The 26639-nt window shown below is 62.0% G+C and carries 29 protein-coding genes; 18 read left to right on the top strand and 11 right to left on the bottom strand.

Features of this window, described 5'->3' with window-relative positions; all coding sequences use genetic code 11:
* Positions 1-15 precede the first annotated feature (15 nt).
* The 3 genes from B5V02_RS03835 to B5V02_RS03820 all read right to left on the bottom strand — a co-directional run bounded on the left by B5V02_RS03835 (position 16) and on the right by B5V02_RS03820 (position 2334).
* Positions 16-654, bottom strand: a complete 639-nt coding sequence (locus B5V02_RS03835) for an MBL fold metallo-hydrolase (RefSeq protein ID WP_111542898.1) — start codon at positions 652-654, stop codon at positions 16-18.
* A 323-nt stretch (positions 655-977) separates the two neighbouring features.
* Positions 978-1295: a hypothetical protein gene (locus tag B5V02_RS03825; protein WP_111542897.1), complete on the bottom strand. Its 318-nt coding sequence runs from the start codon at positions 1293-1295 to the stop codon at positions 978-980.
* Positions 1296-1440: 145 nt separating this feature from the next.
* A complete protein-coding gene (locus tag B5V02_RS03820; RefSeq protein WP_111542896.1) occupies positions 1441-2334 on the bottom strand; it encodes a branched-chain amino acid aminotransferase in 894 nt (297 codons plus the stop codon).
* Positions 2335-2582: 248 nt separating this feature from the next.
* Here B5V02_RS03820 and B5V02_RS03815 point away from each other — a divergent pair, with 248 nt between their 5' ends.
* The 4 genes from B5V02_RS03815 (at position 2583) to B5V02_RS03800 (ending at position 6515) form a co-directional block, all read left to right on the top strand.
* Positions 2583-3116: a MarR family winged helix-turn-helix transcriptional regulator gene (locus B5V02_RS03815; RefSeq protein ID WP_167392346.1), complete on the top strand. Its 534-nt coding sequence runs from the start codon at positions 2583-2585 to the stop codon at positions 3114-3116.
* Positions 3103-3822, top strand: a complete 720-nt coding sequence (locus tag B5V02_RS03810; RefSeq protein WP_111542894.1) for a response regulator — start codon at positions 3103-3105, stop codon at positions 3820-3822. Before B5V02_RS03815 ends, B5V02_RS03810 begins: the two co-directional genes overlap by 14 nt.
* A gap of 49 nt (positions 3823-3871) precedes the next feature.
* A complete protein-coding gene (locus B5V02_RS03805; protein ID WP_111542893.1) occupies positions 3872-5284 on the top strand; it encodes an ATP-binding protein in 1413 nt (470 codons plus the stop codon).
* Positions 5285-5492: 208 nt separating this feature from the next.
* A complete protein-coding gene (locus B5V02_RS03800; protein WP_111542892.1) occupies positions 5493-6515 on the top strand; it encodes a glycosyltransferase family 4 protein in 1023 nt (340 codons plus the stop codon).
* 158 nt (positions 6516-6673) lie between these two features.
* On the opposite strand, the gene B5V02_RS40420 is transcribed toward B5V02_RS03800, so the two are convergent.
* Entirely contained in the window at positions 6674-6991 is a 318-nt protein-coding gene (locus B5V02_RS40420) for a hypothetical protein (protein ID WP_167458342.1), read from the bottom strand.
* Between B5V02_RS40420 and B5V02_RS03795 the strand changes: the two genes are divergently transcribed.
* Positions 6984-7871 (top strand): hypothetical protein, encoded by an 888-nt coding sequence (locus tag B5V02_RS03795; RefSeq protein WP_245445667.1) that lies wholly within the window; start codon positions 6984-6986, stop codon positions 7869-7871. The genes B5V02_RS40420 and B5V02_RS03795 overlap by 8 nt on opposite strands.
* Positions 7872-8068: 197 nt before the next feature.
* Here the strand turns inward: B5V02_RS03795 and B5V02_RS03790 are convergent, their stop codons facing one another.
* From B5V02_RS03790 to B5V02_RS03780, 3 genes are all read right to left on the bottom strand, one after another.
* Positions 8069-8428: a tRNA-binding protein gene (locus tag B5V02_RS03790; protein WP_111542890.1), complete on the bottom strand. Its 360-nt coding sequence runs from the start codon at positions 8426-8428 to the stop codon at positions 8069-8071.
* 26 nt (positions 8429-8454) lie between these two features.
* Positions 8455-8955 carry a type III secretion system chaperone family protein gene (locus B5V02_RS03785; RefSeq protein WP_006202532.1) on the bottom strand — a complete coding sequence of 167 codons (501 nt, stop codon included), beginning with the start codon at positions 8953-8955 and terminating at the stop codon, positions 8455-8457.
* A 323-nt stretch (positions 8956-9278) separates the two neighbouring features.
* Entirely contained in the window at positions 9279-9581 is a 303-nt protein-coding gene (locus B5V02_RS03780; protein ID WP_111542889.1) for an accessory factor UbiK family protein, read from the bottom strand.
* A gap of 164 nt (positions 9582-9745) precedes the next feature.
* Here B5V02_RS03780 and B5V02_RS03775 point away from each other — a divergent pair, with 164 nt between their 5' ends.
* From B5V02_RS03775 to B5V02_RS03740, 8 genes are all read left to right on the top strand, one after another.
* Positions 9746-10006 (top strand): type II toxin-antitoxin system ParD family antitoxin, encoded by a 261-nt coding sequence (locus B5V02_RS03775; RefSeq protein ID WP_111543720.1) that lies wholly within the window; start codon positions 9746-9748, stop codon positions 10004-10006.
* On the top strand, positions 10003-10305 hold the full coding sequence (locus B5V02_RS03770; RefSeq protein WP_208647038.1) for a type II toxin-antitoxin system RelE/ParE family toxin: 303 nt from the start codon (positions 10003-10005) through the stop codon (positions 10303-10305). The genes B5V02_RS03775 and B5V02_RS03770 overlap by 4 nt, the downstream gene beginning before the upstream one ends.
* A gap of 81 nt (positions 10306-10386) precedes the next feature.
* On the top strand, positions 10387-11241 hold the full coding sequence (lgt, locus tag B5V02_RS03765; protein WP_111542888.1) for a prolipoprotein diacylglyceryl transferase: 855 nt from the start codon (positions 10387-10389) through the stop codon (positions 11239-11241).
* Positions 11238-12326, top strand: coding sequence for a class I SAM-dependent methyltransferase (locus B5V02_RS03760; protein WP_111542887.1), 1089 nt, complete (start codon positions 11238-11240; stop codon positions 12324-12326). Before lgt ends, B5V02_RS03760 begins: the two co-directional genes overlap by 4 nt.
* 133 nt (positions 12327-12459) lie before the next feature.
* The gene (pgeF, locus tag B5V02_RS03755; RefSeq protein WP_111542886.1) at positions 12460-13254 is read left to right on the top strand and encodes a peptidoglycan editing factor PgeF; all 795 of its coding nucleotides are present in this window, start codon (positions 12460-12462) and stop codon (positions 13252-13254) included.
* Positions 13254-14405, top strand: coding sequence for a M24 family metallopeptidase (locus tag B5V02_RS03750; RefSeq protein ID WP_111542885.1), 1152 nt, complete (start codon positions 13254-13256; stop codon positions 14403-14405). The genes pgeF and B5V02_RS03750 overlap by 1 nt, the downstream gene beginning before the upstream one ends.
* Before the next feature lie 43 nt (positions 14406-14448).
* A complete protein-coding gene (locus B5V02_RS03745; RefSeq protein WP_111542884.1) occupies positions 14449-15063 on the top strand; it encodes a hypothetical protein in 615 nt (204 codons plus the stop codon).
* A gap of 155 nt (positions 15064-15218) precedes the next feature.
* Positions 15219-16154, top strand: a complete 936-nt coding sequence (locus B5V02_RS03740; RefSeq protein WP_019860650.1) for a ribose-phosphate pyrophosphokinase — start codon at positions 15219-15221, stop codon at positions 16152-16154.
* A 36-nt stretch (positions 16155-16190) separates the two neighbouring features.
* On the opposite strand, the gene B5V02_RS03735 is transcribed toward B5V02_RS03740, so the two are convergent.
* A complete protein-coding gene (locus tag B5V02_RS03735) occupies positions 16191-17087 on the bottom strand; it encodes an SDR family oxidoreductase (RefSeq protein WP_111542883.1) in 897 nt (298 codons plus the stop codon).
* Between the two features lie 125 nt (positions 17088-17212).
* Between B5V02_RS03735 and B5V02_RS03730 the strand changes: the two genes are divergently transcribed.
* On the top strand, positions 17213-18187 hold the full coding sequence (locus B5V02_RS03730; protein ID WP_111542882.1) for an AraC family transcriptional regulator: 975 nt from the start codon (positions 17213-17215) through the stop codon (positions 18185-18187).
* Positions 18188-18202: 15 nt separating this feature from the next.
* On the opposite strand, the gene B5V02_RS03725 is transcribed toward B5V02_RS03730, so the two are convergent.
* Positions 18203-19081: an AraC family transcriptional regulator gene (locus B5V02_RS03725; RefSeq protein ID WP_111542881.1), complete on the bottom strand. Its 879-nt coding sequence runs from the start codon at positions 19079-19081 to the stop codon at positions 18203-18205.
* A gap of 153 nt (positions 19082-19234) precedes the next feature.
* Here B5V02_RS03725 and B5V02_RS03720 point away from each other — a divergent pair, with 153 nt between their 5' ends.
* Positions 19235-20479, top strand: coding sequence for an MFS transporter (locus B5V02_RS03720; protein WP_167458358.1), 1245 nt, complete (start codon positions 19235-19237; stop codon positions 20477-20479).
* Between the two features lie 227 nt (positions 20480-20706).
* Positions 20707-21456 carry an SDR family oxidoreductase gene (locus tag B5V02_RS03715; RefSeq protein WP_111542879.1) on the top strand — a complete coding sequence of 250 codons (750 nt, stop codon included), beginning with the start codon at positions 20707-20709 and terminating at the stop codon, positions 21454-21456.
* 66 nt (positions 21457-21522) lie between these two features.
* On the opposite strand, the gene B5V02_RS03710 is transcribed toward B5V02_RS03715, so the two are convergent.
* Positions 21523-22386: an alpha/beta fold hydrolase gene (locus B5V02_RS03710; RefSeq protein WP_111542878.1), complete on the bottom strand. Its 864-nt coding sequence runs from the start codon at positions 22384-22386 to the stop codon at positions 21523-21525.
* 152 nt (positions 22387-22538) lie between these two features.
* On the opposite strand from B5V02_RS03710, the gene B5V02_RS03705 reads away from it, so the two are divergent.
* Entirely contained in the window at positions 22539-22967 is a 429-nt protein-coding gene (locus tag B5V02_RS03705; protein WP_111542877.1) for a MarR family winged helix-turn-helix transcriptional regulator, read from the top strand.
* 222 nt (positions 22968-23189) lie between these two features.
* Here B5V02_RS03705 and B5V02_RS03700 read toward each other — a convergent pair whose 3' ends face one another.
* On the bottom strand, positions 23190-25184 hold the full coding sequence (locus B5V02_RS03700; protein WP_378917703.1) for a putative bifunctional diguanylate cyclase/phosphodiesterase: 1995 nt from the start codon (positions 25182-25184) through the stop codon (positions 23190-23192).
* Positions 25185-25490: 306 nt separating this feature from the next.
* Between B5V02_RS03700 and B5V02_RS03695 the strand changes: the two genes are divergently transcribed.
* Complete coding sequence (locus B5V02_RS03695) at positions 25491-26525, top strand: class I SAM-dependent methyltransferase (protein ID WP_111542876.1); 1035 nt, start codon at positions 25491-25493, stop codon at positions 26523-26525.
* The last annotated feature ends 114 nt before the right edge of the window (positions 26526-26639 follow it).

Genomic DNA, 26639 nt, shown 5'->3' with positions numbered 1-26639 from the left:
GCAACACAGGCGCCCTTAAGTCAGAAAGGGGTTGGTCCGGCGCTCCTCGCCGAAGCGTCCGCCGGGACCGTGGCCGCAGACAAAGCCGATGTCGTCGCCGAGCGGCAGGAGCTTATCCTTGATCGAGGCGATCAGCGCCGCGTGGTCGCCGCCCGGCAGGTCGGTGCGGCCGACCGAGCCACGAAACAGCACGTCGCCGACATGGGCGAACTTGGCCGCGCGGTTGTAGTAGACGACATGGCCAGGCGCGTGGCCGGGGCAATGCAACACCTCGAACACATGCGAGCCGAACGACACGGTGTCGCCTTCGGTGAGGAACCGGTCGGGCACACAGTTGCGCGCGCCGGCGATGCCGTAACGCCTGCCCTGGTTTTCCAGATTGTCGAGCAACGACTTGTCGGCCTCATGCGGGCCGATGATGTCGATGCCGAGCGCCTCCTTCAACTCCATGGCGCCGCCGGCATGATCGATATGGCCATGCGTTAGCCAGATCGCCCCCGCGGATATCGCATTGTCCTTCAGCACCGCCAGCACCTTGTCAATGTCGCCGCCCGGATCGACGACGACACCATGCTTGTCGTCCATGTCGAACAGGATGGTGCAATTCTGCTGGAACGGTGTGACCGGCACGATGCCGGCATTGAGCTGACCCATGATTGTCCTTTCGCTATTCCAGCGTGATGTAGAGCAATTCCAGGAAAAGTGTGAAACGGTTTTCCCGGGAAAAGCGCGTAGCGCTTTCCCTTAGGGAATTGCGTCAACTAATGCATGTCGCTCAAAAGTGGCCCCGGTTTTGAGACAACGACATGCATACAAACAAAGACTTAAAGCGCGTCGCATGAATCCGTTTCGACGCGACGCGCTTTAAGAGACAGTGCGGGCGAAGGCCGTCCACTCCTCGAAAAGACGACAGTCAGTAGCTCAAAAAAGAAATGGGCGGCCGAAGCCGCCCAATCAAAACGCCTAGACCGAATGGCTTACTTCTTCATGGCGCCCATGACCGCGCCGAGAATGCCGGTCAGGATCGCGCCGCCGCCGGCGCCGCCGACGATGTTGTTGAGGTTCAGCGCGCTGCCGAGACCGCTCGTTGCTGCTGCCGCAGCCGCCGGATCGACCGCGCCACCACCAAGCAGGCTGCCGAGGATCGCCGCACCGCCGACGCCGCCAATGGCGCCACCCAGGATTTTGGGAAGCTGACCCATCGCCGCCGTCTTGAGCGCCGCACCGACCGCCTGACCACCGATGACACCTGCAATCACCTGTATGATGATCGGAAGAAGCGTGTTCATGTCCATATGATTAGTCCCTCCATAGCTGCCAGCCTCCCGGGCCGACACCATCATGAGACGCTGAATTGGACGAAAGTCAAATGCAGAAACGCTTAAATAAAAGGGGCGACCCTAAAACCGCCCCTGCTTGCTGGAAAAGCTGTGACTTTCGTTATTCTGCCGCGATCGCGTGCTTGGGCTGAACCGCCGCAGAATAGTCGTTCATAAGGTTCTTGGCGATTTCGCCGACCTCGAATCGGTAAGATCCGATCTCCGAAACCGGCGTCACTTCCGCCGCGGTCCCGGTCAGGAAGCACTGCTCGAAGCCCTCGAGTTCTTCCGGCATGATTGCGCGTTCGATTACCTCCAGACCGCGATCCTTGGCCAGGCCAATGACCGTGCGGCGGGTGATGCCGTCGAGGAAGCAATCGGGCTTGGGCGTGTGGATCTTGCCGTCCTTGACGAAGAAGATGTTGGCGCCGGTCGCTTCGGCAACCTGGCCACGCCAGTCGAGCATCATGGCATCGGCATAGCCCTTGGCCTCGGCGGCGTGCTTGGACATGGTACAGATCATGTAGAGGCCGGCGGCCTTCGACTTGGACGGCGCCGTGCGCGGGTCGGGCCGGCGCCATTCCGCAACGTCGAGGCGGATGCCCTTCAGCTTCTGCGCCGGATCGAAGTAGCTCGGCCACTGCCAGATGGCGATGGCGCAGTTGATACGGTTGTTCTGCGCCGAAACGCCCATCTGTTCGCTGCCACGCCAGGCGATCGGCCGGACATAGGCGTCCTGGAAACCCTGCTTCGTCAAAAGCGTGGTGGAAGCATCGTTGAGCTCGGCCACCGAATAGGGAATCTTGAAGCCAAGCAGGCGCGCCGATTCATGCAGGCGCTCGGTGTGTTCGTTAAGCTTGAAGATCTCGCCGCCATAGGCGCGCTCGCCCTCGAAGACGGCGCTGGCGTAGTGCAGGCCATGGGTCAGCACGTGGATCTTGGCGTCACCCCATTGGACGAACGCGCCATTCATCCAGATGAAGCCGTCCAGTTGATCGAAGGGAACGGATGCCATGGTAACCTCCCGCGGGCGGCAGCCCGCATAGTGTTGTATCGTTGTGTGTTTCGTGTCGGCCGCGCAAAGCGGTCTTTATGCTGGAGCGTAGGCGGATAATTGCGCTCTGGCAAACTCAGGAAGTTCCGGAAAAACCGGCCTCTCTTGCCTTTTCGTTCGCAATCCGCCCAAAAGCTTGTCAAAAATTACCATTGCAGGGAAATTACGTCAATAGTACTGACATAATCTCTCTTTCAAGCGGAGAAAAGATGACGGATCGAAGCCACGCAGCCGGGAAACCGATCAGGACGGCGATCACCGACGAGGACGGCATCGACTTCGCCATCATCGAGCTGCTCTTCTTCGCCTATCGCGACTTCACCTCCGATCCGGATCAGATCCTGGCCGATTACGGCTTCGGCCGCGCCCACCACCGGGTGCTGCATTTCGTCAACCGCAGGCCGGGCCTGACGGTTGCCGAACTGCTCGACGTGCTGAAGATCACCAAACAGAGCCTGGCGCGGGTGCTCAAGCAATTGATCGACACCGATCATGTTGTGCAGTTGCAAGGTCCGCGCGACCGCCGCCAGCGCGAGCTCTATCCGACAGCCAAGGGCCGCGCGCTGGCGCTGGCGCTGGCGCGGCCACAGTCGCGCCGCATCCATGCTGCATTGGGAGATTCCGGGATAACCGAACGGACCCTGGTTGAACGGTTCCTCGAAGCGATGGTCAATCCGGAACTAAGAGCGCAGATCGACGTTGGGTCCGCAAAAATGTCAGGGAAAAGCCATGGAGAGCACTGAAAGGGTCGATCACGCGGCCGCACCGGACGACGACGCGCCGCACTTGCTTGTCGTCGACGACGACACCCGCATCCGCAATCTTCTCAAGCAGTATCTGACCGAAAACGGCTTTCGCGTCACCGTCGCCGGCAATGCCGGCGAAGCCAGGCGCAAGCTTGCCGGCCTCGACTTCGATCTTCTGATCCTCGACGTGATGATGCCCGGTGAAACGGGCGTCGACCTAACCAAGTCGCTGCGCGCCGAAAAGAACGTGCCGATCCTGATGCTGACGGCGCTGTCGGAAACCGACAGCCGCATCAGCGGGCTCGAGGCCGGCGCAGACGACTATCTGCCGAAACCTTTCGATCCGCGCGAGCTGATCCTGCGCATCAACAACATCCTGCGCCGCGGCGGCCCGACGACAACGCCCAAGGTCGAGCAGCTGGTCTTCGGCCCCTACACGTTCCAGATCGCCAGGCGCGAATTGAAGCGCGGCGGCGAGGCACTGAAGCTGACTGACCGCGAGCAGGAGATCCTGGCGATCTTCGCCGCGCGGGCAGGTGAGACGATACCCCGCCACGAGCTTGTCGGCGACGATTCGGAAGTCGGCGAGCGCACCATCGACGTCCAGATCAACCGGCTGCGCCGCAAGATCGAGCGCGATCCGTCCAATCCGGTCTGGTTGCAGACCGTACGCGGTATTGGGTATCGCCTCAGCGTGGAATAGAATGCCGCCTGCGGCCGGCTGAACGGTTGCGGGCAAGCGAAAAGAGCGAATGGCAACCACGGAACTGCAACAGCCGGGCAATGGCTTGAGCGCACGCGCCGCGCGCACGCTGAAGGCGGTGCCGCGTGCCTGGAACCGGTTCTGGCGCCTTGTTTCGCTCTATATGCCGAAGCGGCTCTATGCCCGCTCGCTGATCATCGTCATCGCTCCGATGATCCTGCTGCAATCGGTCGTCGCCTTCGTCTTCATGGAACGCCATTGGGCAACCGTAACGCAGCGTCTGTCGCAGGCCACCGTGCGCGACATCGCCGCCATCATCGACATGATCGAGACCTATCCGCACGACACCGACTACGCCAACATCATCCGCATCGCCCAGGACCGCATGCAGCTGAAGGTCGACCTCTTGCCGCCCGACCCGCTGCCCGCGCCGGGTCCCAAACCCTTCTTCTCGATCCTCGACGACGTTCTCTCGGCCGAAATCACCCGCCAGATCAACCGCCCGTTCTGGATCGACACGGTCGGCAATTCCAACATCGTCGAGGTGCGCGTCCAGCTTGAGAACAGGGTGCTGCGCGTCTTCGTGCGCCGCAGCCAGGCCTATGCCTCGAACACCCACATCTTCCTGATCTGGATGGTCGGCACCTCGCTGGTGCTCCTGATGATCGCCATCCCCTTCCTGCGCAACCAGATCCGGCCGATCCTGACGCTCGCCGAAGCCGCCGAAAGCTTCGGCAAGGGCCGGCCGATGCCGCGCGATTTCCGGCCGCGCGGGGCCGAGGAGGTTCGCCGCGCCGGCTTTGCCTTCATCCAGATGCGCGAGCGCATCGAACGCCAGATCGAGCAACGCACAGCCATGCTGACCGGCGTCAGCCATGACCTGCGAACCATTCTCACCCGCTTCAAGCTGCAACTGGCTCTGGCCGGCGGTAAGGCCGAGACCAAGGCGGCGCTCGACCAGGACATCGACGACATGCAGTCGATGCTCGAAGGCTACCTCGCCTTTGCCCGCGGCGAGGCTTCCGAGGATGCCGGACGGTTCGATCTCGACGCCTATTTCCAGAAGCTCGACGAGGAAGCCGGACTGCGCAAGCGCAAACTGTCGACGACGCTTGTTGGCGACCCTGATGTGCATGTGCGGCCGAACGCTTTTGCCCGGCTACTATCCAACGTCATCGGCAACGCCTTCCGCTATGCCAAGACGGTGGAGGTCAACGCCACCCATGGCCGCGGCTCGCTGCTGGTCACCATCGACGACGATGGCCCGGGTATTCCAGCCGACAGGCGCGAAGACGTATTCAAGCCCTTCGTGCGGCTCGACGAGGCTCGCAACCTCGATGCAAGCGGCACCGGGCTCGGCCTGTCGATTGCCCGCGATATCGCCCGCAGCCATGGCGGCGACATCACCCTCGATGACAGCCCGCTCGGTGGCCTGCGCGCCGTCATCAAGGTTCCGGCCTGATCGGCGGACGAGAGGGGCTTCATCCGCCCGTCATGAAACCATGGTGAAGAGCGCGCATGAAGCGCGCGACCTCCATTGATTCGGCCTTGCCGCCTCACTTCGATCCCGTGCCCGCCCGGGCGCGCCGGAGCGAAGCGAGAGCAGCAAGCTGGTCGCCGCTTAGGCATCGTCTCAAGGCAACCGTCGACCTTTCGAGCAAAGGGCCGCCATGCGCATATTGATGGTCACCGACGCCTGGCGCCCACAGGTCAATGGCGTCGTCCACACGCTGGAACGGCTGACCGAAACGCTGAAATCCTTCGATGTCGCGGTGGATTTCCTGACGCCCAACATCTTTCGCACGCTGCCCTTGCCGACCTACCCCGACATCCGGCTGGCGCTGACCACGCCCGGCCATGTCGCGCGCCTGATCGAAGCCGGCAAGGCGGACCACATCCACATCGTCACCGAGGGACCGCTGGGCATCATGGCGCGGCGCTATTGCCGCAATGCCGGCCGGCCGTTCACCACCAGCTATCACACCCGCTTTCCCGAATATCTGAGCGCCCGCCTGCCGGTGCCGGAAAGCTGGGCCTATCGCTGGCTGCGCGATTTCCACAATTCCGGCCAGGGCACGCTGGTCGCCACGCAGTCGCTCGCCGACGATCTTGCGGCGCGTGGCTTCAACAAGCTCAAGCCTTGGACGCGTGGCGTCGACACCGACCATTTCCGGCCGGACAAAAAGAAGGATCTCGGCTTCCCGGGACCGATCTTCCTCTGCGTCGGCCGTGTCGCCATCGAAAAGAACCTCTCGGCCTTTCTCGACCTCGATCTGCCCGGCAGCAAGGTGGTCGTCGGCGAGGGTCCGGAACTGGCCAAGCTGAAGGCGAAATACCCGCAAGCGCATTTCCTCGGCCATCGTCCCAATGACGAACTGGCTGAGATCTACGCCTCGGCCGACGTCTTCGTCTTCCCCAGCCGCACCGACACGTTCGGCAACGTCATCATCGAGGCGCTGGCCAGCGGCACGCCGGTCGCCGCCTATCCGGTAACAGGGCCGATCGACATCGTCGGCGACGGCTTTGGCGGCGCGGTGTCGACCGACCTGCGCGAGGCGGCGCTCGCCGCCCTCAACGTCGACCGCGCCGAGGCGCGCGACCGCGCCATGCGCTACAGTTGGAAAGCCTGCGCCGAAATGTTTCTCGACACGGTCGAGGAAGCACTTGGCACGACGGGGAAGCTGGCGGCCTAAGAAATATCGCGGGCTTAGAATGGATCCAGGTCAGGCCGAGTTGAGAATGGTGGGCTCCGAGAACCAGAGCGGAGCATACTTCTGGGTATGTGAGCAGCGGAAGCGCAAGAGGCCGCCAATGGCAAACCGGCCTCAGCTGGATGTATTGTAAACTGGCGTCAGCCCTCGGCGATGCGGATCGGTGGCAGTTGTGTGGCCTCTTCAATGCCGCCCATTCGTGCATTTCTCTCAGGAAATCCGGAACTTCGACAACTTGCCAATGCCCTTGGACAAGTCTTCCGCGTGAAGTTGTTGAGATGCACCGGAGATCCTGCGCCGGCGAGCTTTGACCCCTGCGAGCGCGCTCCTTGCGAGAGCTTGTGCGACAGTTCCTTGCGGTGCATTATTCTGCGTGTGTAGTTCCCTGCGGGATTGACGCCGATTTCTACGCTGGAGGAGTTGCCTGCCGTATCGCCGAAGCGTCGCGTCTTGCGCATCAGCAAGACCGTTGCGAGGGTGTTCGACTATTGCCGTGCGAATGCCTGGCCACTTTTCGTGGCCGCCTGGTTTCCCTGCTTTCTGACGACGCTCTGTCTGGCGGTGCTTGCTCTTATTCTTTTTGCCGATCCGGGGCAGGCGCCCACCTGGCTTCTATCGCGAGGCTTTGATCCCACGACTTGGCTTTCCGCGATTGTTGCCGCGCCGTTTTCGGCGATGGTCTTTGCGTTCGTTCTGGACCGCATGGCAAACGCGCCCGAGCACGGCCGTGTCGTTGTTCGGCGCGGCATTGAAAGTGTTAAGCGCTTCGCGATCCCGGGCCTGCGCTTTGAGCTCGGCCAGCGGATTCTTCTGGCTGCGTTGCTTCTCGCGGCCATCCAGCTTCTTTGCGGCTTTGCGGTCGCCGGCGAGCACAGACTGCTTGTTGCCGGCCTGCTGGCCACACGTGACCTACCGCTCAGCCCTGAGGACGTCGCGCCTTGGACGTCGGCGATGGGAGTCTTCAACGTGTTCGCGGGTGGTTTCGTACTTGTCTGGACATATCTCTTTGTCGGCGATTTCCTCTGGACGGGATCGTTTGATCCGATCGGATGCTGGCGTGCGCTCGACGGCAATCATCTGCGTTTCGTCGCCATAATGTTCATCGTTCTCGCAATAGTCGCCATACTCAAATATGGGCTGGTCCTGGCCGGAGGCTTGATCCTAATTCCCGCGGATGGTGCGTCACCTTCCTTCTTAAACCTTATGCTGATGCATTTCGGACTCGCATGGCCGTTCGACGTCCTGCATCTCGTGCTCTCAGCTGCAACGGTCGGAACCATTCTCGGCGCGTTTCGGCCCCCAGGTATCGCTTCAATTCGGCCGGCTGCGGCACCATGATGGCGGCTGCCGGGGTTTCCTGGCCGTGCTGAGCTCGGCGAGGTTCTTTTGAGCACGCCGGGCCAAGTTGCATCTGGCAAGAAAAGATCGAGCCAGGAGATGACGGAACCGGAGGGGATCCAAAATCAGGTCGATTTTGATCAATCTGCTGGCTGGGATGGAGACCAATGCGGATGAAGGAAGCCCGCTCGTCAATTTTAAAACAGCCGACCCCCGTCGGGCACCTTCCGCTCGATGGCGCCGAGCACCACGGCGCCCTCCTCGTCGGGAAAGCCGAGAGTCAGCACTTCCGACATGAACGGGCCGATCTGGCGCGGCGGGAAATTGACCACCGCGAACACCTGTCGGCCGATCAGCGTCTCGGGCACATAGTATTTGGTGATCTGCGCCGAGGATTTCTTGATGCCGATGTCGGCACCGAAATCGATCTTCAGCTTGAACGCCGGCTTGCGCGCCTCGGGAAACGGTTCGGCCTCGACGATCGTGCCGGCGCGGATGTCGACACGATCGAAGTCGGCAAAACTGATCTCGGGCTTGCGCTCGCGGCTCGAACTCATCTCTGTCTTGTTTGCCTTACCGTGACTCAGGCGTTGCCGTAGGTCTCGAACAGCACGCCGGCCAGCGCGTCCTTGGCCGAGGTTCCCGACCAGACGACGAACTGGAAGGCCTGGAAATAGCATTCGCAGGCTTCCAGCGCCGACGAAAGCAACACTTCGACCTGCTGGCTCGACGGCTCGACCCCACCGGCCAGCAGCAGCGATTGGCGGAACATGATCGCGCCCTCCTGCTCCCAGAGGTCGAAATGGCCGAACAGCATCTGCTCGTTGATCAGCGAAAGCAGCCGCATCACTTCCAGCGCGCGGGCCTCCGGCACCTTGATGTCGAAGGCGCAGGCCAGGTGCAGCGCCTCGAAATCCTCCATCCACGAGAAGGAGACGTGATAGTCGGTCCAGCTGCCGGCAACCGAGATCGAGATCTCGTCATCACCTGCCCGCTCAAAGGACCAGTCGTTGTTGTGGGCCACCTGCTCGATAACATCCACCGGATGGATTTCGCGGGAGAATTCGAGTTCGAGAAGTTCCATGGAATGCTTCCTGTCGTTCTGAGGAGCGCCGCCACACGCTCCGCGGGAGGGCACACACAACGAACAATCTTGTCTAGAACTCGGACGGCCAGGACTTCTCGACACAAAGACCCCAGACCGGACCCCACCGCCCGGCCACATGACCCTGCTCCGAATCATGCAACAAATTCAGTCTATTGATCGGGAGTCGCGTGAACAGCCCAATTTTTCGCACTGCGTCATTCGCATGTGGAAAGCCGCTGTCACAAAGATTCATGCAACGCTGTTAAGCGATTCACGGCAAAGCGCTTTTCAGGATCGGGCTATGTGGAAAAGTTTAATGATTATTTTTTTGCGCGGGGCTTTGCCGTCGCCGCCGGTGTGACCTGTCCGGTCATTTCGGCAAGCTTCGCCTCGAGCGCCTCGATACGTTCGGCAAGGCGGGTGTTTTCTTCCCGGGCCTTGGCGGCCATCTCGCGCGCGGCTTCGAACTCTTCGCGCTGCACCACGTCCATGGTGTTGAGGATGCGTTCGGCCTGGCCCTTGAAGGCGGTCTCGACCTCGCGGCGCACGCCTTGGGCGGCGCCGGCGGCATCGGTCATCAGCTTGGCGAATTCATCGAGAATGCGGTTCGGTCCGGTCGACATGGCAAATCCTCGCTTGGACAATTTGACGTAGTGGTGCTGTGCGCAGAATGCAAGAACGTTGAAGCCTGCTGCGGCATCAAGTCGGGTGCGTCCTACCAAAATCCCTGGCAAGCCTGATCAATAACTATTATTGTTCTAGGATGGTTTTGCAGGAGAGAACCGTCATGGCCATTAGCGCAGACCTGGGTAGCCGTCTCGAAGATGTCGTAAACCAGCTTGTCAGCACCGGTCGCTACAATTCGAAGAGCGAAGTGCTGCGTGAGGGCGTTCGCCTCGTCGAAGAGCGGGAGAAGCGCCTTGCTGCCCTCGACGCTGCCCTCGCAGAAGGCATTTCCGATGCCGACGCCGGTCGGGTGAAGCCCGGCGACGAGGTGCTGGACAGGCTCGAGGCCAAGTATAAGGCAATGGCAGAGAAGAACGGGTGAAGCGGCTGGTCTTCACCCGTCGGGCTGAAGCAGACCTTGCAGCCATTGGTGACTACATCGCGCGGCACAATCCGTTTCGCGCCGTGACATTCATTCAGGAATTGCACCACGATTGCATGGAATTGCGCTCCATGCCGGAGCGGTATCCGCTCTTTGAGCGGCATCGATCCTCAGGCATTCGTTGGCGCGTCCACGGCAACTATCTGATTTTCTATCGCGTTAGAGCTGACACCGTGGAAATACTGCACGTCCTGCACGGTGCAATGGATATTGGAACGATCCTGTTTCCCAACGACTGACGGCAACCGACTTGCCTTGACCCTGCCAAAACCCTGCCGCATGGTCCGCGCCCAAACGCGATCGCAACCGAGAGTTCCCCGTTGAACGACTATTTCCTGCTGCCGCTGGCCTCCTTGCCCTTCCCCAACATCAACCCGATCCTCATCCAGATTGGGCCGCTGGCGGTGCATTGGTACGGCGTCGGCTACATCGTCGGCATCCTGTTTGCCTGGTGGTACGCCAAGCGGCTTGCCTCTAACGCGAAGCTTTGGCCGAACGGCGTCCTGCCGATGAAGCCGGAGGACCTCGACGACTTCATCGTCTGGGCGGCCATCGGCGTCGTGCTCGGCGGCCGCACCGGCTACGTGCTGTTTTACGACCTGCCGCGCTATATCGCCCACCCGCTCGATATCTTCGCGGTCTGGCAAGGCGGCATGTCGTTCCATGGCGGCCTGCTCGGCGTCATCCTCGCCATGACGCTGTTTTCCATCAAGCGCGGCATCCGCACCTGGTCGCTGTTCGACGTTGTGGCCGCCGGCGTGCCGGTCGGCCTCGGCCTGGTGCGCGTCGCCAACTTCATCAATTCCGAGCTCTGGGGGCGCCCCACCGATGTGCCGTGGGCGATCGAGTTCCCCAATGGCGGGCCGTTTGCCCGCCATCCGAGCCAGCTCTACGAGGCCCTGCTCGAAGGTTTGGTGCTGTTCCTGGTCCTGCGCATTCTCACCCATTCGCGCCTCAAGCTGAAGACGCCGCGCTTCGTCGGCGGCGCCTTCATCTGCGGCTATGGCCTGTCGCGCATCTTCGTCGAGTTCTTCCGCGAGCCCGACCAGCAGCTCGGCTATCTCCTCGGCACCAACTGGTTGACCATGGGCATGATCCTGTCGTCGCCGATGGTGCTGGCCGGCATCTGGGCGGTGATGACCGCCAAACCGGTGCCACAATCGCAGCCGGCATGACACGACTGAAGACCCGTATCGTCGACCTGATCGAGGCGTTGGGCCCGCTTCCGGTCAACGAATACATGGCGCTGTGTCTGTTCGACCCCGAGGACGGCTACTACACGACGCGTGAGCCCTTCGGCGCGGCCGGCGACTTCATCACTGCGCCCGAGATCAGCCAGATGTTCGGCGAACTCGTCGCCGTCTGGCTCTACCAGGCCTGGCTGGCAGGCGACCAGCCGCTGCCGGCCACCATCGCCGAGATCGGTCCCGGCCGCGGCACGCTGATGAAGGACATGCTGCGCACGCTGTCGCGGCTTGATCCTGATCTGGCCAATGGCGCCACCTTCGCCATGATCGAGACCAGCCCACGCCTGACACAGGTCCAGCAGCAGACGCTTGGCGCGACGCCCTTGGCGATCGGTTGGCACGAAACCATCGACACACTGCCGCGGCAGCCGCTTTTCATCGTCGGCAACGAATTGTTCGACGCTGTGCCCATCCGCCAGTTCGTCCGCGCCGGCGCCGGCTGGCGCGAGCGCATGGTCGGCCTTGACGAGACCAACGAGCTGCGCTTCTTCGCCGGCGCCGGTTCGGTCGACCCGACGCTGCTGCCTGATGACGCCACCGACGCACCGCAGGGTGCGATCGTCGAGGTCGCGCCGGCACGAGCAGCCCTGATGGCGGCGATTGCCGAACGCATAGCCAGGCATGGCGGCGCCGGCCTGTTCATCGACTACGGCCATCTCCAGCCAGGTGTTGGCGACACGCTGCAGGCCTTGCGCAGGCACGATCACGAAGATGTGCTGGCCAATCCCGGCGAGGCCGACCTGACGACCCATGTCGATTTCGCCGCCCTTGCCGCAACCGTTCGCGCGCATGGCCTCGACGCCCATCTGTCGACGCAGGGCGACTTCCTTCTCGACATGGGCATTCTCGAGCGTGCCGGCCGGCTCGGCGCCGATGCCGACCAGGCAGTGCGCGACAAGATCGCCGACGATGTCGAGCGTCTCGCCGGCGCGCAAGCCATGGGCGAGTTGTTCAAGGTGCTTGCCGTGCTGCCGCGCGGCGTGGCCGTCCGGCCTTTTGCCACGGCGGATTGACTTTTCACTGCTACCCCTCCCAATCTCCCGTCCGGCAAGGAGCGTTCGGACCGCCGGCCGAACTCTGCCCCGCCTTCTTGTCGACAAAGCACTTCTTCTTGACGAAACCGCCCACACGGACAACAACGCCCGCATGCTGAATCAGACCAAACCGGATCCCGTTCGGTCGCCCCTGCTGGACAAGGCGCAGGCGCAAGGGATCCGCCACGGCTATTTCACCCGCGTTGGCGGAGTTTCCAGCGGCATCTACCAGGGCCTCAACATCGGCACCGGATCGAATGACGACCAGGCGCTGGTCGCCGAGAACCGCAGCCGCGTCGCTGCCTGGATGGGCGTGCCGGCAAGCCATCTGCTGACCGCCTGGCAGATCCATTCGCCCGATGTCACCATCGTGAGCGAACCCTTTACCGGCGAGCGGCCAAAGGCTGATGCCATCGTCACCGACCGGCCGGGCATCGCCATCGGCGCCTCGACCGCCGATTGCGGCCCGGTGCTGTTCGCGGATGCGCAGGCGCGCATCATCGGTGCCGCACACGCCGGCTGGAAAGGCGCCTTCACCGGCGTGCTGGAAAACACCATCCTCGCCATGGAAGGCCTTGGCGCCAACCGCAAAAACATCGTTGCCGTGCTCGGCCCCTCGATCGGCCCTGAAAACTATGAGGTCGGGCCGGAATTCGTCGCCCGCTTCGTCGAGGCCGACGCTGAAAACATCCTCTATTTCGCCCCCTCCGCCAACGCCGGCCATGCGATGTTCGACCTCAACCGCTACACGGTCGACCGGCTGGCCAAGGCCGGCGTGACGGCCGAGGGCCTCGGCCGCTGCACCTATGCCGAGGAAGATCTGTTTTACTCCTACCGGCGCACCACGCACCGCAAGGAGCCTGATTACGGCCGGCAGGTTTCGGCAATTGTTTTGGAGAGGCAATAATGGCGCTGCATTTTGAACGTTCGGAATTTGATGCGCGGCGCGACCGGCTGATGATCGAGATGGCCGAGAAGAAGCTCGACGCCATCCTGCTGTTCGCGCAGGAAAGCATGTACTGGCTGACCGGCTACGACACGTTCGGCTTCTGCTTCTTCCAGTGCCTGGCGGTGAAGGCCGACGGTTCGATGGTGCTGTTGACCCGCTCGGCCGACCTGCGCCAGGCGCGCCAGACCTCGATCATCGACGACATCGTCTTGTGGACCGACCGCAATGGCGCCAATCCGGCGGTCGACCTGCGCAACCTGCTCAACGAGCTCGACCTGCTCGGCGCCCGCATAGGCGTCGAATACGACACCCACGGGCTGACCGCCTACAATGGCCGGCGGCTGGACGAACAGCTGCAGACCTTTGGCCAGATCGCCGACGCGTCCGGCATCGTCGGCCGGCTGCGCCTGTTCAAGAGCCCGGCCGAAATCGCCAGGGCCGAGAAGGCCGCCAATCTCTCCGACGACGCGCTCGACGCGGCCTTGCCGCTGATCAAGCAAGGCGGCGACGAAGCGCTGATCCTGGCAGCCATGCAGGGCGCGATCTTTGCCGGCGGCGGCGACTATCCGGCCAACGAGTTCATCATCGGCTCCGGCGTCGATGCGCTGCTGTGCCGCTACAAGTCCGGCCGACGCAAGCTCACTAAGAACGACCAGCTGACGCTCGAATGGGCCGGCGTCTTCAACCACTACCATGCGCCGATGATGCGCACGGTGCTCACCGGCAAGGTCTCGAAGCGCCATCAGGAGCTGTTCGACGCCGCCCGCGCAGCACTTCTGGCCGTCGAGAAGGCAATGACGCCGGGCAACAGCTTTGGCGACGTGTTCGACGCCCATGCCCGCACCATGGAGGCACACGGCCTGACCAAGCACCGGCTGAACGCTTGTGGCTATTCGGTCGGCGCCCGCTTCACGCCGTCCTGGATGGACATGCCGATGTTCTATCAGGGCAATCCCGAGCCCATTGCGCCGAACATGACGCTGTTCGCCCACATGATCATCATGGATTCCGACACCGAGACGGCAATGACGCTTGGCCGCACCTACCTGACCACCGAATCCCAGCCGAAGCCGCTATCCCGCCATGATCTCGACTTGATCGTACAGTGAATCCACAATGGGAGGCGTTCTTCGCCAAGGAGTTAGAAGGCAAATGAGACGATCGCATGTGACGACCGTGTCATTGCTTGTGGCATTGGCTCTTGCCGCCTGCACCAATGCAAAGGACGTTCTCGAACCGTCTGCGATCACCCCGCCGGCGACCTCGACGCCGTCGACGCCAGCCACCCAGGGCGCCGTCCCTGCCCCGTCGCCCGCCGACCCCGCCACGACCATTACGAGCGCTCCCGCAACCGCCACCACTCCGGTCACGCCAGCCCAAAGCGCTGCCATCCTGTCGAAGACCCGTTTGCAGATCGCGCCGATCGTCGGTGCTTCGGTGGAAGCCGCGACGCCGCTGACGGCGGAACTGCAGACGCGCGCCAGGCAGCGCGGCATCACGCTTGCCGGCAGCGCCGACCAGACCGCGACCCATGTGCTCAAGGGTTATTTCTCGGCGATGTCGGAAGGCAAGGACACCACCGTCATCTATGTCTGGGATGTCTACGACCCGGCCGGCAACCGGCTGCACCGCATCAACGGCCAGCTGAAGGCGCCGTCGGTCAATGGCGGCGACAGCTGGAAGGCGGTCTCGCCGGCCACCATGCAGGCAATCGCCGACCAGACCATCGATCAGTTCGCGGCGTGGCTTGGCGGCAAGGCGGGCTGAGGTGTTGCTCGCTGGCGATGGCGCGAGGCTTTCTTGAGATTAGCCGGCGGATTCCCGATCTCGGCGCTTGCAATACCGGCGCGGGCCGCTAAAAGCCCGGTTAAAGGGCGCAGGAGAGTCTGTCTGGCCTCTCTATCCTCCACCAGGAACGGTGCATGAAACTCTTCGCGGGCAATTCCAACAGGGTGCTGGCCGAAGCGGTCGCCCGCTATCTCAACATCCCGCTGGGCAAGGCCAGTGTCAGACGCTTCGCCGACCAGGAAATCTTCGTCGAAATCCAGGAAAATGTGCGCGGCGAGGATGTCTTCATCCTGCAGTCGACCTCATTCCCGACCAACGATCACCTGATGGAACTGCTCATCATGATCGATGCCTTCATGCGCTCGTCGGCCAAGCGCATCACGGCGGTGATTCCCTATTTCGGCTACGCCAGGCAGGACCGCCGCGCCTCCGGCCGCACACCGATCTCGGCCAAGTTGGTCGCCAACATGATCACCCGCGCCGGCGTCGACCGCGTTTTGACGCTCGACCTGCATGCTGGCCAGATCCAGGGCTTTTTCGACATCCCGACCGACAATCTGTTTTCGGTGCCGGTTATGGCCCGCGACGTGAAGGCGAAATACAAGCAGCTCGGCAATGTCGTGGTGGTATCGCCCGACATCGGCGGCGTGGTGCGCGCCCGTGCGCTGGCCAAGCGCTTCGACGCCCAGCTGGCCATCGTCGACAAGCGCCGCGAGCGTCCGGGCGAATCGGAAGTCATGAACATCATCGGCGCCGTCGCCGGCAAGGATTGCCTGCTGATCGACGACATCGTCGATTCCGGCGGCACGCTGTGCAATGCCGCCGATGCGCTGCTGGCCAACGGCGCCACCAGCGTCACCGCCTACATCACCCACGGTGTCCTGTCGGGCGGCGCTGTCGCTCGCATCAGCGGCTCGAAGCTGCAGGAACTGGTGATCACCGATTCCATCCAGCCGACCCAAGGCGTGCTCGACGCTCCCAACATCCGCGTCATCTCGATCGCCGACCTGATGGGCGAAGCCATTTCGCGCACGGCGACCGAGGAATCGGTGTCGAGCCTGTTCGACTAGAACAAGCCGCGAGCGGCACGTTCGCCTCGAACCGCCTCAACCTTCGAAATAGCTGGGGCGGTCGAGGTCGGCAATCAACCCCGGCTGCTTCGGCTGCCATCCCAGCACTTGTCTTGTCTGTTCACTCGACGTCGGCCAGTCGAGACCAAAGAAGTGGCTGAGGAAGCCGAAATGGTCGGCTGCTTCCTCGCTGGTTTTGGACACCACCGGCAGGTTCAGGCGCCGGCCGATGATCTCGGCGATCTCCCGCGTCGGCACGCCCTGGTCGGCGACGCCGTGGTATCGGCCTCCGCCGGCCCCTTTCTCAAGCGCCAGCCTGAAGAGCATGGCGGCGTCGAGCCGATGCACCGCCGGCCAGCGGTTCATCCCGTCGCCAATATAGGCCGAAACGCCCTTTTGACGCGCGATGCCGATCAGCATCGGAACGAAGCCATGATCGCCGTCGCCGTGCACGGAGGGTGAAAGGCGCACCGCCGACGCACGCACCCCGCGCGCCGCTAGCGCTTCGGCCGTCACTTCCGACGAGCGGGGATAGGAGGCTGACGGAGGAACAGGCGCGTCGTCCTCGCTCGCCATGCGGCCGGCCGGCGTCAGCAGCGCCAGCCCGGAGGTGACCAGCAAGGGCCGCTCGGAGCCTTCGAGCTCCGCGCCGAGCGCTTCGATGGCGCGTCGGTCCGTCTCGCAATTCGCCGCGAATTTCGAGAAGTCATGATTGAAGGCGGTATGGATCACACCATCCGATTGGGCCGCACCGCTGCGCAGGCTTTCCAAATCCTCGATATCGCCGCGATGTGCCTCGGCGCCTGCAGCGACGATCGACCTGGCGCCGGCATCCGAACGAGCAAGACCGAGCACCTGATGGCCCGCTCCAATGAGCTCCCGCACAGCCGCCGAACCGACAAAGCCGGTGGCACCGGTCACAAATACACGCATCGCGATTTCTCCTTTGTTTTGGTCAAGGCCGTATGAGCAGCCCGTTGCCGAAGGAGATACGGGATTGAGGGAATACGATCTATGCTGTAAAGTCCGTATTATCTTCGCAATCGTCCGGAATGCCCATGGATCCGCTCTCAGACGTGCTGTCGCTGCTGAAGCCTCGCAACTACCTGTCCGCCGGCCTGGAGGCCGGTGGCGACTGGTCGATCCAGTTCCCCGACCAGCAGGTGGCCATCAAATGCGGTGCCGTGGTGTCGGGCCAATGCTGGCTGTCCGTGGACGGCGTCGCGGATGCGGTCCGGCTGGAGACCGGCGACTGTTTCCTGCTGCCGCGCGGCCGGCCCTTCCGCCTTGCCAGCGATATGGACCTGCCGCCGGTCGACGCCCGCACCATCTTTTCCCCCGCCCGCACCGGTGGCGTCACCTCGCACAATGGTGGCGGCGATTTCCTTCTCGTCAGCAGCCGCTTCGCCCTGTCCGGCGACCATGCCGGCATCCTGTTGCGGATGCTGCCGCCCATCGTCCACATCCGCAGCGACTCCAATCATTCGGCGCTGCGCTGGCCGGTGGAGCGGATGATGCAGGAATTGCGCGAACGGCGGCCGGGCGGCTTTCTCATCGTCGAGCATCTCGCCCACATGATCCTGATCGAGGCCTTGCGCCTGCATATGGCGGAGGGCTTGAGAGGCGGCGTCGGCTGGCTGTTTGCGCTGGCCGACAGACAGATCGGCGCGGCGATCGGCGCCATGCACGACGATCCGGCGCATGGCTGGACCTTGCAGGCTCTGGCCGAGCGCGCCGGCATGTCGCGATCGACCTTTGCGCTGAAATTCAAGGCCATGGTCGGCGCTTCGCCGATGGACTACCTGACGCGCTGGCGCATGCTCTTGGCCGGCGACAGGCTGGCGAGTTCCAGCGATCCTGTTTCCATCATTGCGCTCTCGCTCGGTTATGAATCCGAAAGCGCCTTCAGCACCGCCTTCAAGCGGGTCATGGGCTGTTCGCCAAGGCAACATAGCCGTGGCCGGCCACCGGCTTCCACCTCACATGGCGAGGAGATCATCCGCACCGGCCTGCCCGAGCCGGTCGCGGGTTGAAAGGCCACGCCGAAATCATGGGCTTTCCAGTCGAAGCGAACCGCTTGGCCGACGGACGCCTTCGCCGCTGTCGCGCGCACCGCGCATATAACCGCGCGGTGACGCGCCCAGCATGCGCTTGAACATGGTGATGAAGGCCGGCACGCTGTCATAGCCGAGATCGAGCGCCACCCTGGTGATCGGCTCGCCATCGGCCAGCCGCGGCAGCGCTGCGAACAGGCAGGCCTGCTGGCGCCATGTCGACAGCGACAGGCCGGTCTGGCGCTGGAAGGCACGGGTGAAGGAACGGCGGCTCATGCCGGCGGCATCGGCCCACTCGTCGATCGTCGCATGCGGCGAAGGTGCCGCCACGAAGCGCCGGCAGAGCGCCGCCAGCCTGTGATCGGACGGGAACGGCAGGCCGAGCGGCCGCTCCGGCAGGGTCGGGATTTCATGCAGCAGGAGGTTCATGATCAGCCCGCCACGTCCTTCCAGCACACCGCCTTGCGGCAGCTTCTCGGATTCCACGATCAGGCTGTGCATCAGGTCGGTAACGCCGACCACGCGCAAGCCTTCCGGCAGCCCGGGAATTGCCTGCGGCATGACATAGACCGAACGCATCGAGACATCGCCCAGCATCTCGACCGAATGCTCGGTGCCGGCCGGAATCCACATCGCGTGATCGGGCGGCACCATCCAGCGCCCATGCCGCGTTGTCACCAGCACGACGCCGACCAGCGCGTGCAGCAGCTGGCTGCGGCTGTGGCGGTGTTGCGGCACATGATAACCGTCGGGATATTCGGTCGGCAACGCCACCGCCGGGCCGACCGCTTGCTCCAGCCATTGCCAACGGCTTTCGTGCAATTGACCGAGATCGGCATTGCCGGCGTGAAAAATTTCCCTGCCATGTGGCATCAGCTAATGGCCCACTTGCGAAACTATTGGACCAAACCACGAAAGAAGTCGCCCCGCAAGCAGCTTATAAGGCAATCGTCCTAAGGCGGCCTGCAGCAGCGTCCGCCAAATCTGCCCGCGGGCGTGCCCGCCAAAAAGACCACGGAGCCTACCTTGACCGATACGACAGCCGCCAGCGTCGCGCCACCAGCGACCGCCAGTCACGCTTCAGCCCAGGCGACGGCCTTCACCGTCATCCTGGCGGTGAGCTTCTGCCATTGCATCAACGACATCATGCAGTCGCTGCTATCGGCCATCTATCCCTTGCTGAAAGAGAATTACGGCCTCGACTTCTGGCAGATCGGCCTCCTGACCTTCACCTTCCAGGTGACCGCATCGCTGCTGCAGCCGGTGATCGGCATGGTCACCGACAAGCGGCCGATGCCCTATTCGCTGCCCTATGGCATGGCGTCGTCACTGATCGGCCTGGTCGTGCTCGCCCATGCAGGGCACTATGCGCTGCTTCTGATCGGCGCTTCGCTGATTGGCATCGGCTCGGCGATCTTCCACCCGGAATCCTCGCGTATCGCCCGTTTCGCGTCCGGCGGCCGCTTCGGCCTGGCGCAGTCGCTGTTCCAGGTCGGCGGCAATTTCGGCCAGTCCATGGGGCCGCTGCTGGCGGCCTTCATTGTCGTGCCGTTCGGCCAGACCAGCATCTCATGGTTCGCCGTCGGCTCGCTGATCGGCATCATCGTGCTGTGGCAGGTCGGTGGCTGGTACAGCCGCCTGCGCGCCGCACAGGGCAACCGCAAGACGGTAAGCTTCGTCTCGCCCTTTCCGCGCCGCAAGGTGATGTGGGCATTGGCGGTGCTGACGCTGCTGGTGCTGAGCAAGAACGCCTACATCGCCAGCCTTGCCAGCTACTACACCTTCTATTCCATCCATAAGTTCGGCGTTTCGGTGCAGATGTCGCAGGTCATGCTGTTCCTGTTCCTCGGCGCCTCGGCGCTGGGCATCCTGCTTGGCGGCCCGTTTGGCGACCGCTATGGGCAGAAAGCGATGATCTGGTTCTCGATCGTCGGCGTGCTGCCCTTCACGCTGGCCCTGCCCTACGCCAACCTCGAATGGACGATGGTGCTGACGGTGCTGATCGGCCTGATCCTGTCGTCGGCCTTCTCCAACATCGTCGTCTTTGCGCAGGAGTTGGTGCCGGGACGTGTCGGCATGATCGCCGGCATCTTCTTCGGCTTCGCCTTCGGCATGGGCGGCATCGCCGCCGCCGTGCTCGGCGTCGTCGCCGACATGAAGGGCATCGAGTTCGTCTTTCAGATCTGCTCGTATCTGCCGCTGCTCGGCCTGCTGACGGTGTTCCTGCCGAACATGAAGGAAGCGAGGAAGGTGGAGGCGGCGATCCGCTAAAATCAGCTGGTGTTCAGGATTGACGTGAGGGCGTGGCAGCTGCCATGCCCTCAATGGTTCTTTTCGTCATACGCCGGGTGAAAGGCCTGTTATTGTTCGAAACGCGCGCGACAAATGGCGCTGACGGCAAGGCTGGGTCGGCGAACGCCTTCAAGTTGAACATACGGTAACGGGCTCAGCGCGGCCGATCGATGCGCAGCGCTCCGAGTCGGGAAAGGCAATCTGTTATGTCCAGACTTAAAGGCAAAGCCGCGCTGATTACGGGTGGCACCAGCGGCATCGGCCTGGTGACGGCGCGACGTTTCATCGAGGAAGGCGCGCGCGTCGCCATCACCGGCACCAATGCGGGCCGTCTCGAGGAGGCGCGCAACATCTTGGGCGGCGATGTGCTTATCATCGCCGCCGATGCCGGAGATGCCGCCGCCCAAAGCGACATTGCAGGGCGGATCAGGGAAACCTTCGGCAAGCTCGACGCTCTCTTCCTCAACGCCGGCATAGCCGATCTGCGCCCGCTTGGCGACTGGACCGAGGCAGCGTTCGACAGGAGCATCGATGTCGACCTCAAGGGGCCGTACTTCCTGGTCAAGGCGCTCGTTCCCCTGCTTTCGAACCCGTCATCGATCATCCTCAGCGGCTCGGTCAACGCGCATATGGGAATGGCAGGAACGCATGTCTATTCGCTGGCCAAAGCTGGCATGATTTCGCTGGCGCGAACGCTGTCGGGCGAACTGATAGGGCGCGGCATTCGCGCCAATGTAATCAGCCCGGGCCCGATCGACACACCGCTCAATGACAAACTTGGGCTGGATCCGGCAGCGGCGAAGGCCCGCGCGAAAGCGGTGGTCGGCCTGGTGCCTGCAGGCCGTTTCGGAACCGCCGAGGAAATTGCCAATGCGGTGGTGTTTCTGGCCTCGGACGAATGCCCGTTCATGGTCGGTGCGGAAATGCTGATCGACGGCGGCTTGAGCATCGCCTGAAATCGGCAAGACCTTAGACAAATGCACCCGCCACATGGCGGGTGCATTTATCTATCTAGCGAAAGCCTAGGCCTTGAAGAAGGCCAGCAGGTCGGCGTTGATGATGTCGGCATGGGTCGTGGCCATGCCGTGCGGGAAGCCCTTGTAGACCTTGAGCTCGCCCTTCTTCAGCAGCTTGATCGTCAGCAGTGCCGAGTCGGCGATGGGGACGATCTGGTCGTCGTCGCCATGCATGACTAGCACCGGCACGTCGATTGCCTTCAGGTCCTCGGTAAAGTCGGTCTCGGAGAAGGCCTTGATGCAATCGTAGTGCGCCTTGGTGCCGCCCATCATGCCCTGGCGCCACCAATTGTCGATGATCCCCTGCGAGACTTCGGCGCCCGGACGGTTGAAACCGTAGAACGGACCGGCCGGAACGTCGCGGAAGAACTGGGCGCGGTTGGCTGCCTGCGCCGAGCGGAAGCCGTCGAAAACCTCGATCGGCAGGCCGCCGGGATTGGCCGGGGTCTTGAGCATGATCGGCGGCACCGCGCCGATCAGCACTGCCTTGGCGACACGACCACCCGAGCCATACTGGGCGACGTAACGCGCCACCTCACCGCCACCGGTCGAATGGCCGACATGGATGGCGTCCTTGAGGTCCAGATGCGCCGCCAGTACCGCGACATCGGCGGCGTAGGCGTCCATCTCGTTGCCGATATCCGTCTGGGTCGAGCGGCCATGGCCGCGGCGATCATGGGCAATGACGCGGTAGCCCTTGGACAGGAAGAACAGCATCTGGGCGTCCCAGTCGTCGCTGCTCAATGGCCAGCCATGATGGAAGACGATCGGCTGACCGGTTCCCCAGTCCTTGTAGTAGATCTGCGTTCCGTCCTTGGTGGTGATCGTGCCGCTGCCGGAGCCGGGCTTGGACTGCGAGGCTTGGTTCATCTCAATCTCCTTCGATTGTTGTCGCGATAAACAATATCGCGATATTTATATGACTAGCGCAGCTCGAACCGCTTGTCCAATGGAAATATGTATCGCGATATCATTTTTCGTGGTATGGAATTGGTGCCTGTGTCGGCAAGAAGGAATGCGCCGTGCCTCTCCCATTGGACAATCAGCTCTGTTTTACGCTCTACGCCACCAGCATGGCAATCAATCGTACCTACAAGCCGATGCTGGACGAGATGGGGATCACCTACCCGCAATATCTCGTACTCAATGCGCTGGGCGAGGCCGACGGCATGTCGGTCGGCACCATCGCCCACAGGCTCGCTTTGGAATCGAGCACCGTCACGCCGCTGGTGAAGCGTATGGAACAGGCTGGGCTGGTGACCCGCCGGCGCAGCCAGGTCGACGAGCGCCAGGTGCAGGTCGATCTGACCGCAGATGGGCGCGCGCTGCTTGTCCAGTGCAACTGCCTGAATGAGACCTTGATCGAGCGCTCGGGCATGACGCTGGCACAGCTTGATGCCCTGAACCGGCAGATCCGGGCGCTGCGCGACGCGTTGACCGGCGACCGATAAGCCCCGGATGCCGGAAAGCCGGAAGCGGGTGCGGTGATCAGGTGAAGTTTGTTAGACTTCGGCTTTTGACCAAACAGCGGCCTAGTGCATGTCGCTCAAAAGTGGCCCCGGTTTTGAGACAGCGACATGCATACAAACAAAGACTTAAAGCGCGTCGCATGAATCCGTTTCGACGCGACGCGCTTTAAGCCAAAAGCCGCAATGCCGCCGCCCGCACCGTCGTCATGCGGACTTGAGGACAGTGAATGTGCGTTTGCGGAGGGTCCGCTTTGCCTGGAAACTAACGGCGGGAGCGGGACGGCCGACATGAAAGCCCTGGACCTTGTCTATGCCGAATTCGCGCATAAGGGCCATCTGCTCGTCCGTTTCCACCCCTTCGACCAGGATTTTATGGCCGCGATTTCGGACCAGGGTAATGATGTCCTGGAGCATTGCCTTGCCGCTCGGGGTGCCGCAGTCGTGAAGGAACGAGCGGTCGATCTTCACCGTATCGAAATCGATTAGACGAAGCCACGAAAGGCCCGCGAAGCCCGTCCCAAAGTCATCAAGCCATATCTTGATGCCGAGCAGCTTCAGGTCGCTGATGCAGCGAAGAATGTCCGAATGCATCTCCATCTCCAGTCCTTCGGTGATTTCGAAGGCCAGCCTGCTGCCGGCTACGCCGGTCTCGCCCAAAATAGTCGCGACAGACGTTGCGAAGCCAGGTGTCTTGAGCTGAATTGGAGAGACGTTGACACTGACGACACGGACGTGGTCGTCCGCCAGGAGCTCAGCGCACACGGTCCTTATCGCCCAGCGCCCGAGTTCCAGGATAGCGCCGGTTCGTTCCGCGACGGGAATGAACAGGCTCGGCGGAACCGATGTGCCATCCAGCATTTTGAGGCGCATCAGAGCCTCTACGGCTTCAACTCGGTCCGATTTGACATCTTGGATAGGTTGATAAACGAGTGAAACGAGATTCTGACCGATGGCGATCTTCAGCAAAGCCGCGATGTTCTCACTTTCGTCGCTGCTCTGGGGATCGGTCGGATCGAACAGCCGAGCACAATTTCGACCACCCGCTTTTGCCAGATAGAGCGCGCGATCGGCCTCGTGGATGATCTTCTCCAGCTTGGCACCAGTCTGCGTCCTGGTGAACGCAGCGCCAACGCTCACTGTCACAATCGAGACACCGTCTCGCCGCAGCTCGTGGGTAAGCGCCAGGTTCTCCACCGTGCTGCAAATGGCTTCCGCGAGATCCAAGATCTGCTCTTTTTTCTCCACGCGAGCCAGGACAATGAATTCTTCACCGCCGTAGCGGCCGATCGAGCCATTGTACTGCTTGATCATTTCGCTAAGGGCATTTGCGACATGGATCAGGCAACGGTCGCCTTCTTGGTGGCCGTAGCAGTCATTGAACTTTTTGAAGAAGTCCACGTCGATGAGGATCGCCCCAAAACTGGTGCCGACCCGTTGCCAGTCGCTCCAGTAATCCCGCAGCTTCTCGTCGATCGCCCGCCGATTCTCCAGACCTGTAAGCGGATCGGTCCGCGACAGTCTCAGCAGGGCCTTGCCTCGTTCGGTCGCCTCGTTGTGCTGAATTCTGGCTTCCAGGGCGTTCAGGAAGACGTTGTAGCGCTCCTCATTCAGTTTCCAGTTCACATATGAGGTGAATGTGAAGCAAGAAATGTAGAAAGTTCCAAACACCAGCTTGTATGTCAGCGTAGAAGGCACAAAGTAATTTACGATATACAATATGCATAAGATTATAGTGGAAGTTATAATGGATACTTTGAATCTAAACGTGAAAAAGAGATTGGCACTCATCATGAAGATGGTGCCGAAGACCATATAATAAGATACGCTTTCCTTGTCCGCACCCATAACTGCTGGGGACAACCAGCCGACATAGCCAAAGATAATGGCCCCGGCGCAAGTCATGTCGAGCCATTCCGTTCCGACGCCCCGGCGAAGCTGCTCTTCCAGGATTAAAAGCGCAGTCAGTCCAACCGCGAAGCGCGCCGTGATCGTATAGACGGCCACATCTGGAATCAGCAGCAGATCCGTTGCCGAAAACAGCAGATAGATGGCAACGGCCATCCAAAGCCCGGGCCTGGCTTCCCCTCTTCGCGTCGTTTGGGCTTCCGTCCGGTAAAGGCTGCGAAGCTCGTCGGACGCCAGTTCGTAACGCGGTTCGTACGGTTCCGCATCAGCCGCTTCGGCCAATACGGATGCCACGCGTTCGTCCATCACAACGAACCCCGTTTGAAGAGGATCCTGTATTCCGAACTCATCTCTAGCTTCTGCCCTCACGCAGGCCGGCTCCTTGGGGCGCAACAGCGATTGCGACGCCGGGCAAACAAATGCAATCGCGCAAGACAAGTTTCCGTTAACTCGAACGCGAAATCCGACCCGAAAGCTGTCTAACGAACTAACATGGTTTGCGGGAAATTAATCATACCGCTAAAATGCGCCCGACCCGGCATTGGCAAATGGAGCATTCTACGCAATAAGTTAACTGACTGTTAACTATGGAGTGATGGGTTGCAAACCGTGTTTGATGGCAAAAGCCTGATTACTGCCAAGATGATCGCCGGCACTCTCCGCCGAGGAAAGCTCGAGCATCATGGCGAAGAATTCGAAAACGCCCGCGTAGAGCTTGCGCTCATTCTCCACGCGACACACCAGCAAATCGAACAACGAAAAGACCCCGCCGAGATCATTCGCCGGCTGATGTCGTACCTCAACGCGACGCGTTCCAAGGTTCATCCCGACGTTTGGCAAGCATTGATACCAGTGGTGCAGAACCACCCGATCCTGGAGTACTTTCTCGAGGATCCGCTCACGCGGTGGTCCTTCAGCAAGCCCAGAGGCTATTCTGGCGACGCGGAGTTGCTCGACTACATCTATTGTGATCCGCACGTGGCCGAGACCGTGGCAAACGCCTCGGAGATCGGCAAGGCACTCTATACCCATACCCAGGACGTCCCGTCATGCGTCGCGGCACGGGAACGGCGCGATCTTTTGACCCGATATGTCGATGAGACTGCGACCAAAAACGGACCGCAAACCGAGGTCCTGGCGATCGCGGCCGGCCATTTACGGGAGGCCAATCGTTCCGCCGCCTTGGCGGAGGGCCGTCTCAAGCGCTGGGTTGCGCTCGACCAGGATCCTCAAAGCGTTGGATTGATCGCGCGCGACTTCCAGGGCACCGCGGTCGAGGCCATCGACGGCTCGGTGCGGACCGTGCTCACGAGGGGCCACAAACTTGGCAAGTTCGACTTGATCTACGCCTCTGGCCTTTACGACTACCTTGCGCACAACGTCGCCGTAAAACTCACGAAGACTTGCCTGCAGATGTTGAAGCCGAACGGGACATTCCTGTTCGCGAACTACGCGGAGGGCAATCCTGACGCCGGGTACCGGGAGACGTTCATGGACTGGGTGTTGCTGCTGCGATCGGAGGTCGATATGTGGAACATCGTCAATGCCAGCGTCGACCGCAACGCCGTCGATGCGCAGGTGTTCTTCGGCGAGAACCGCAACGTGCTGTACGCCGTCATCGAAAAGCGCGGCTAGCCTTTGGCTTGCACCTCCGGCCGCCTTCCGCTATAGAGCCGCCACCCGCGTAGACACCCTTGGAGGCAACGCGGCGGAAAGCCGCCTCACCCGGCGGCTTTCGACGTTTACGGC

This window comes from Mesorhizobium kowhaii (genome assembly GCF_003253745.1).
Taxonomy (GTDB): Bacteria; Pseudomonadota; Alphaproteobacteria; order Rhizobiales; family Rhizobiaceae; genus Mesorhizobium; species Mesorhizobium kowhaii.
The sequence above is the reverse complement of the archived record's forward strand: the minus strand, read 5'-3'. Positions and strand labels throughout refer to the sequence as shown.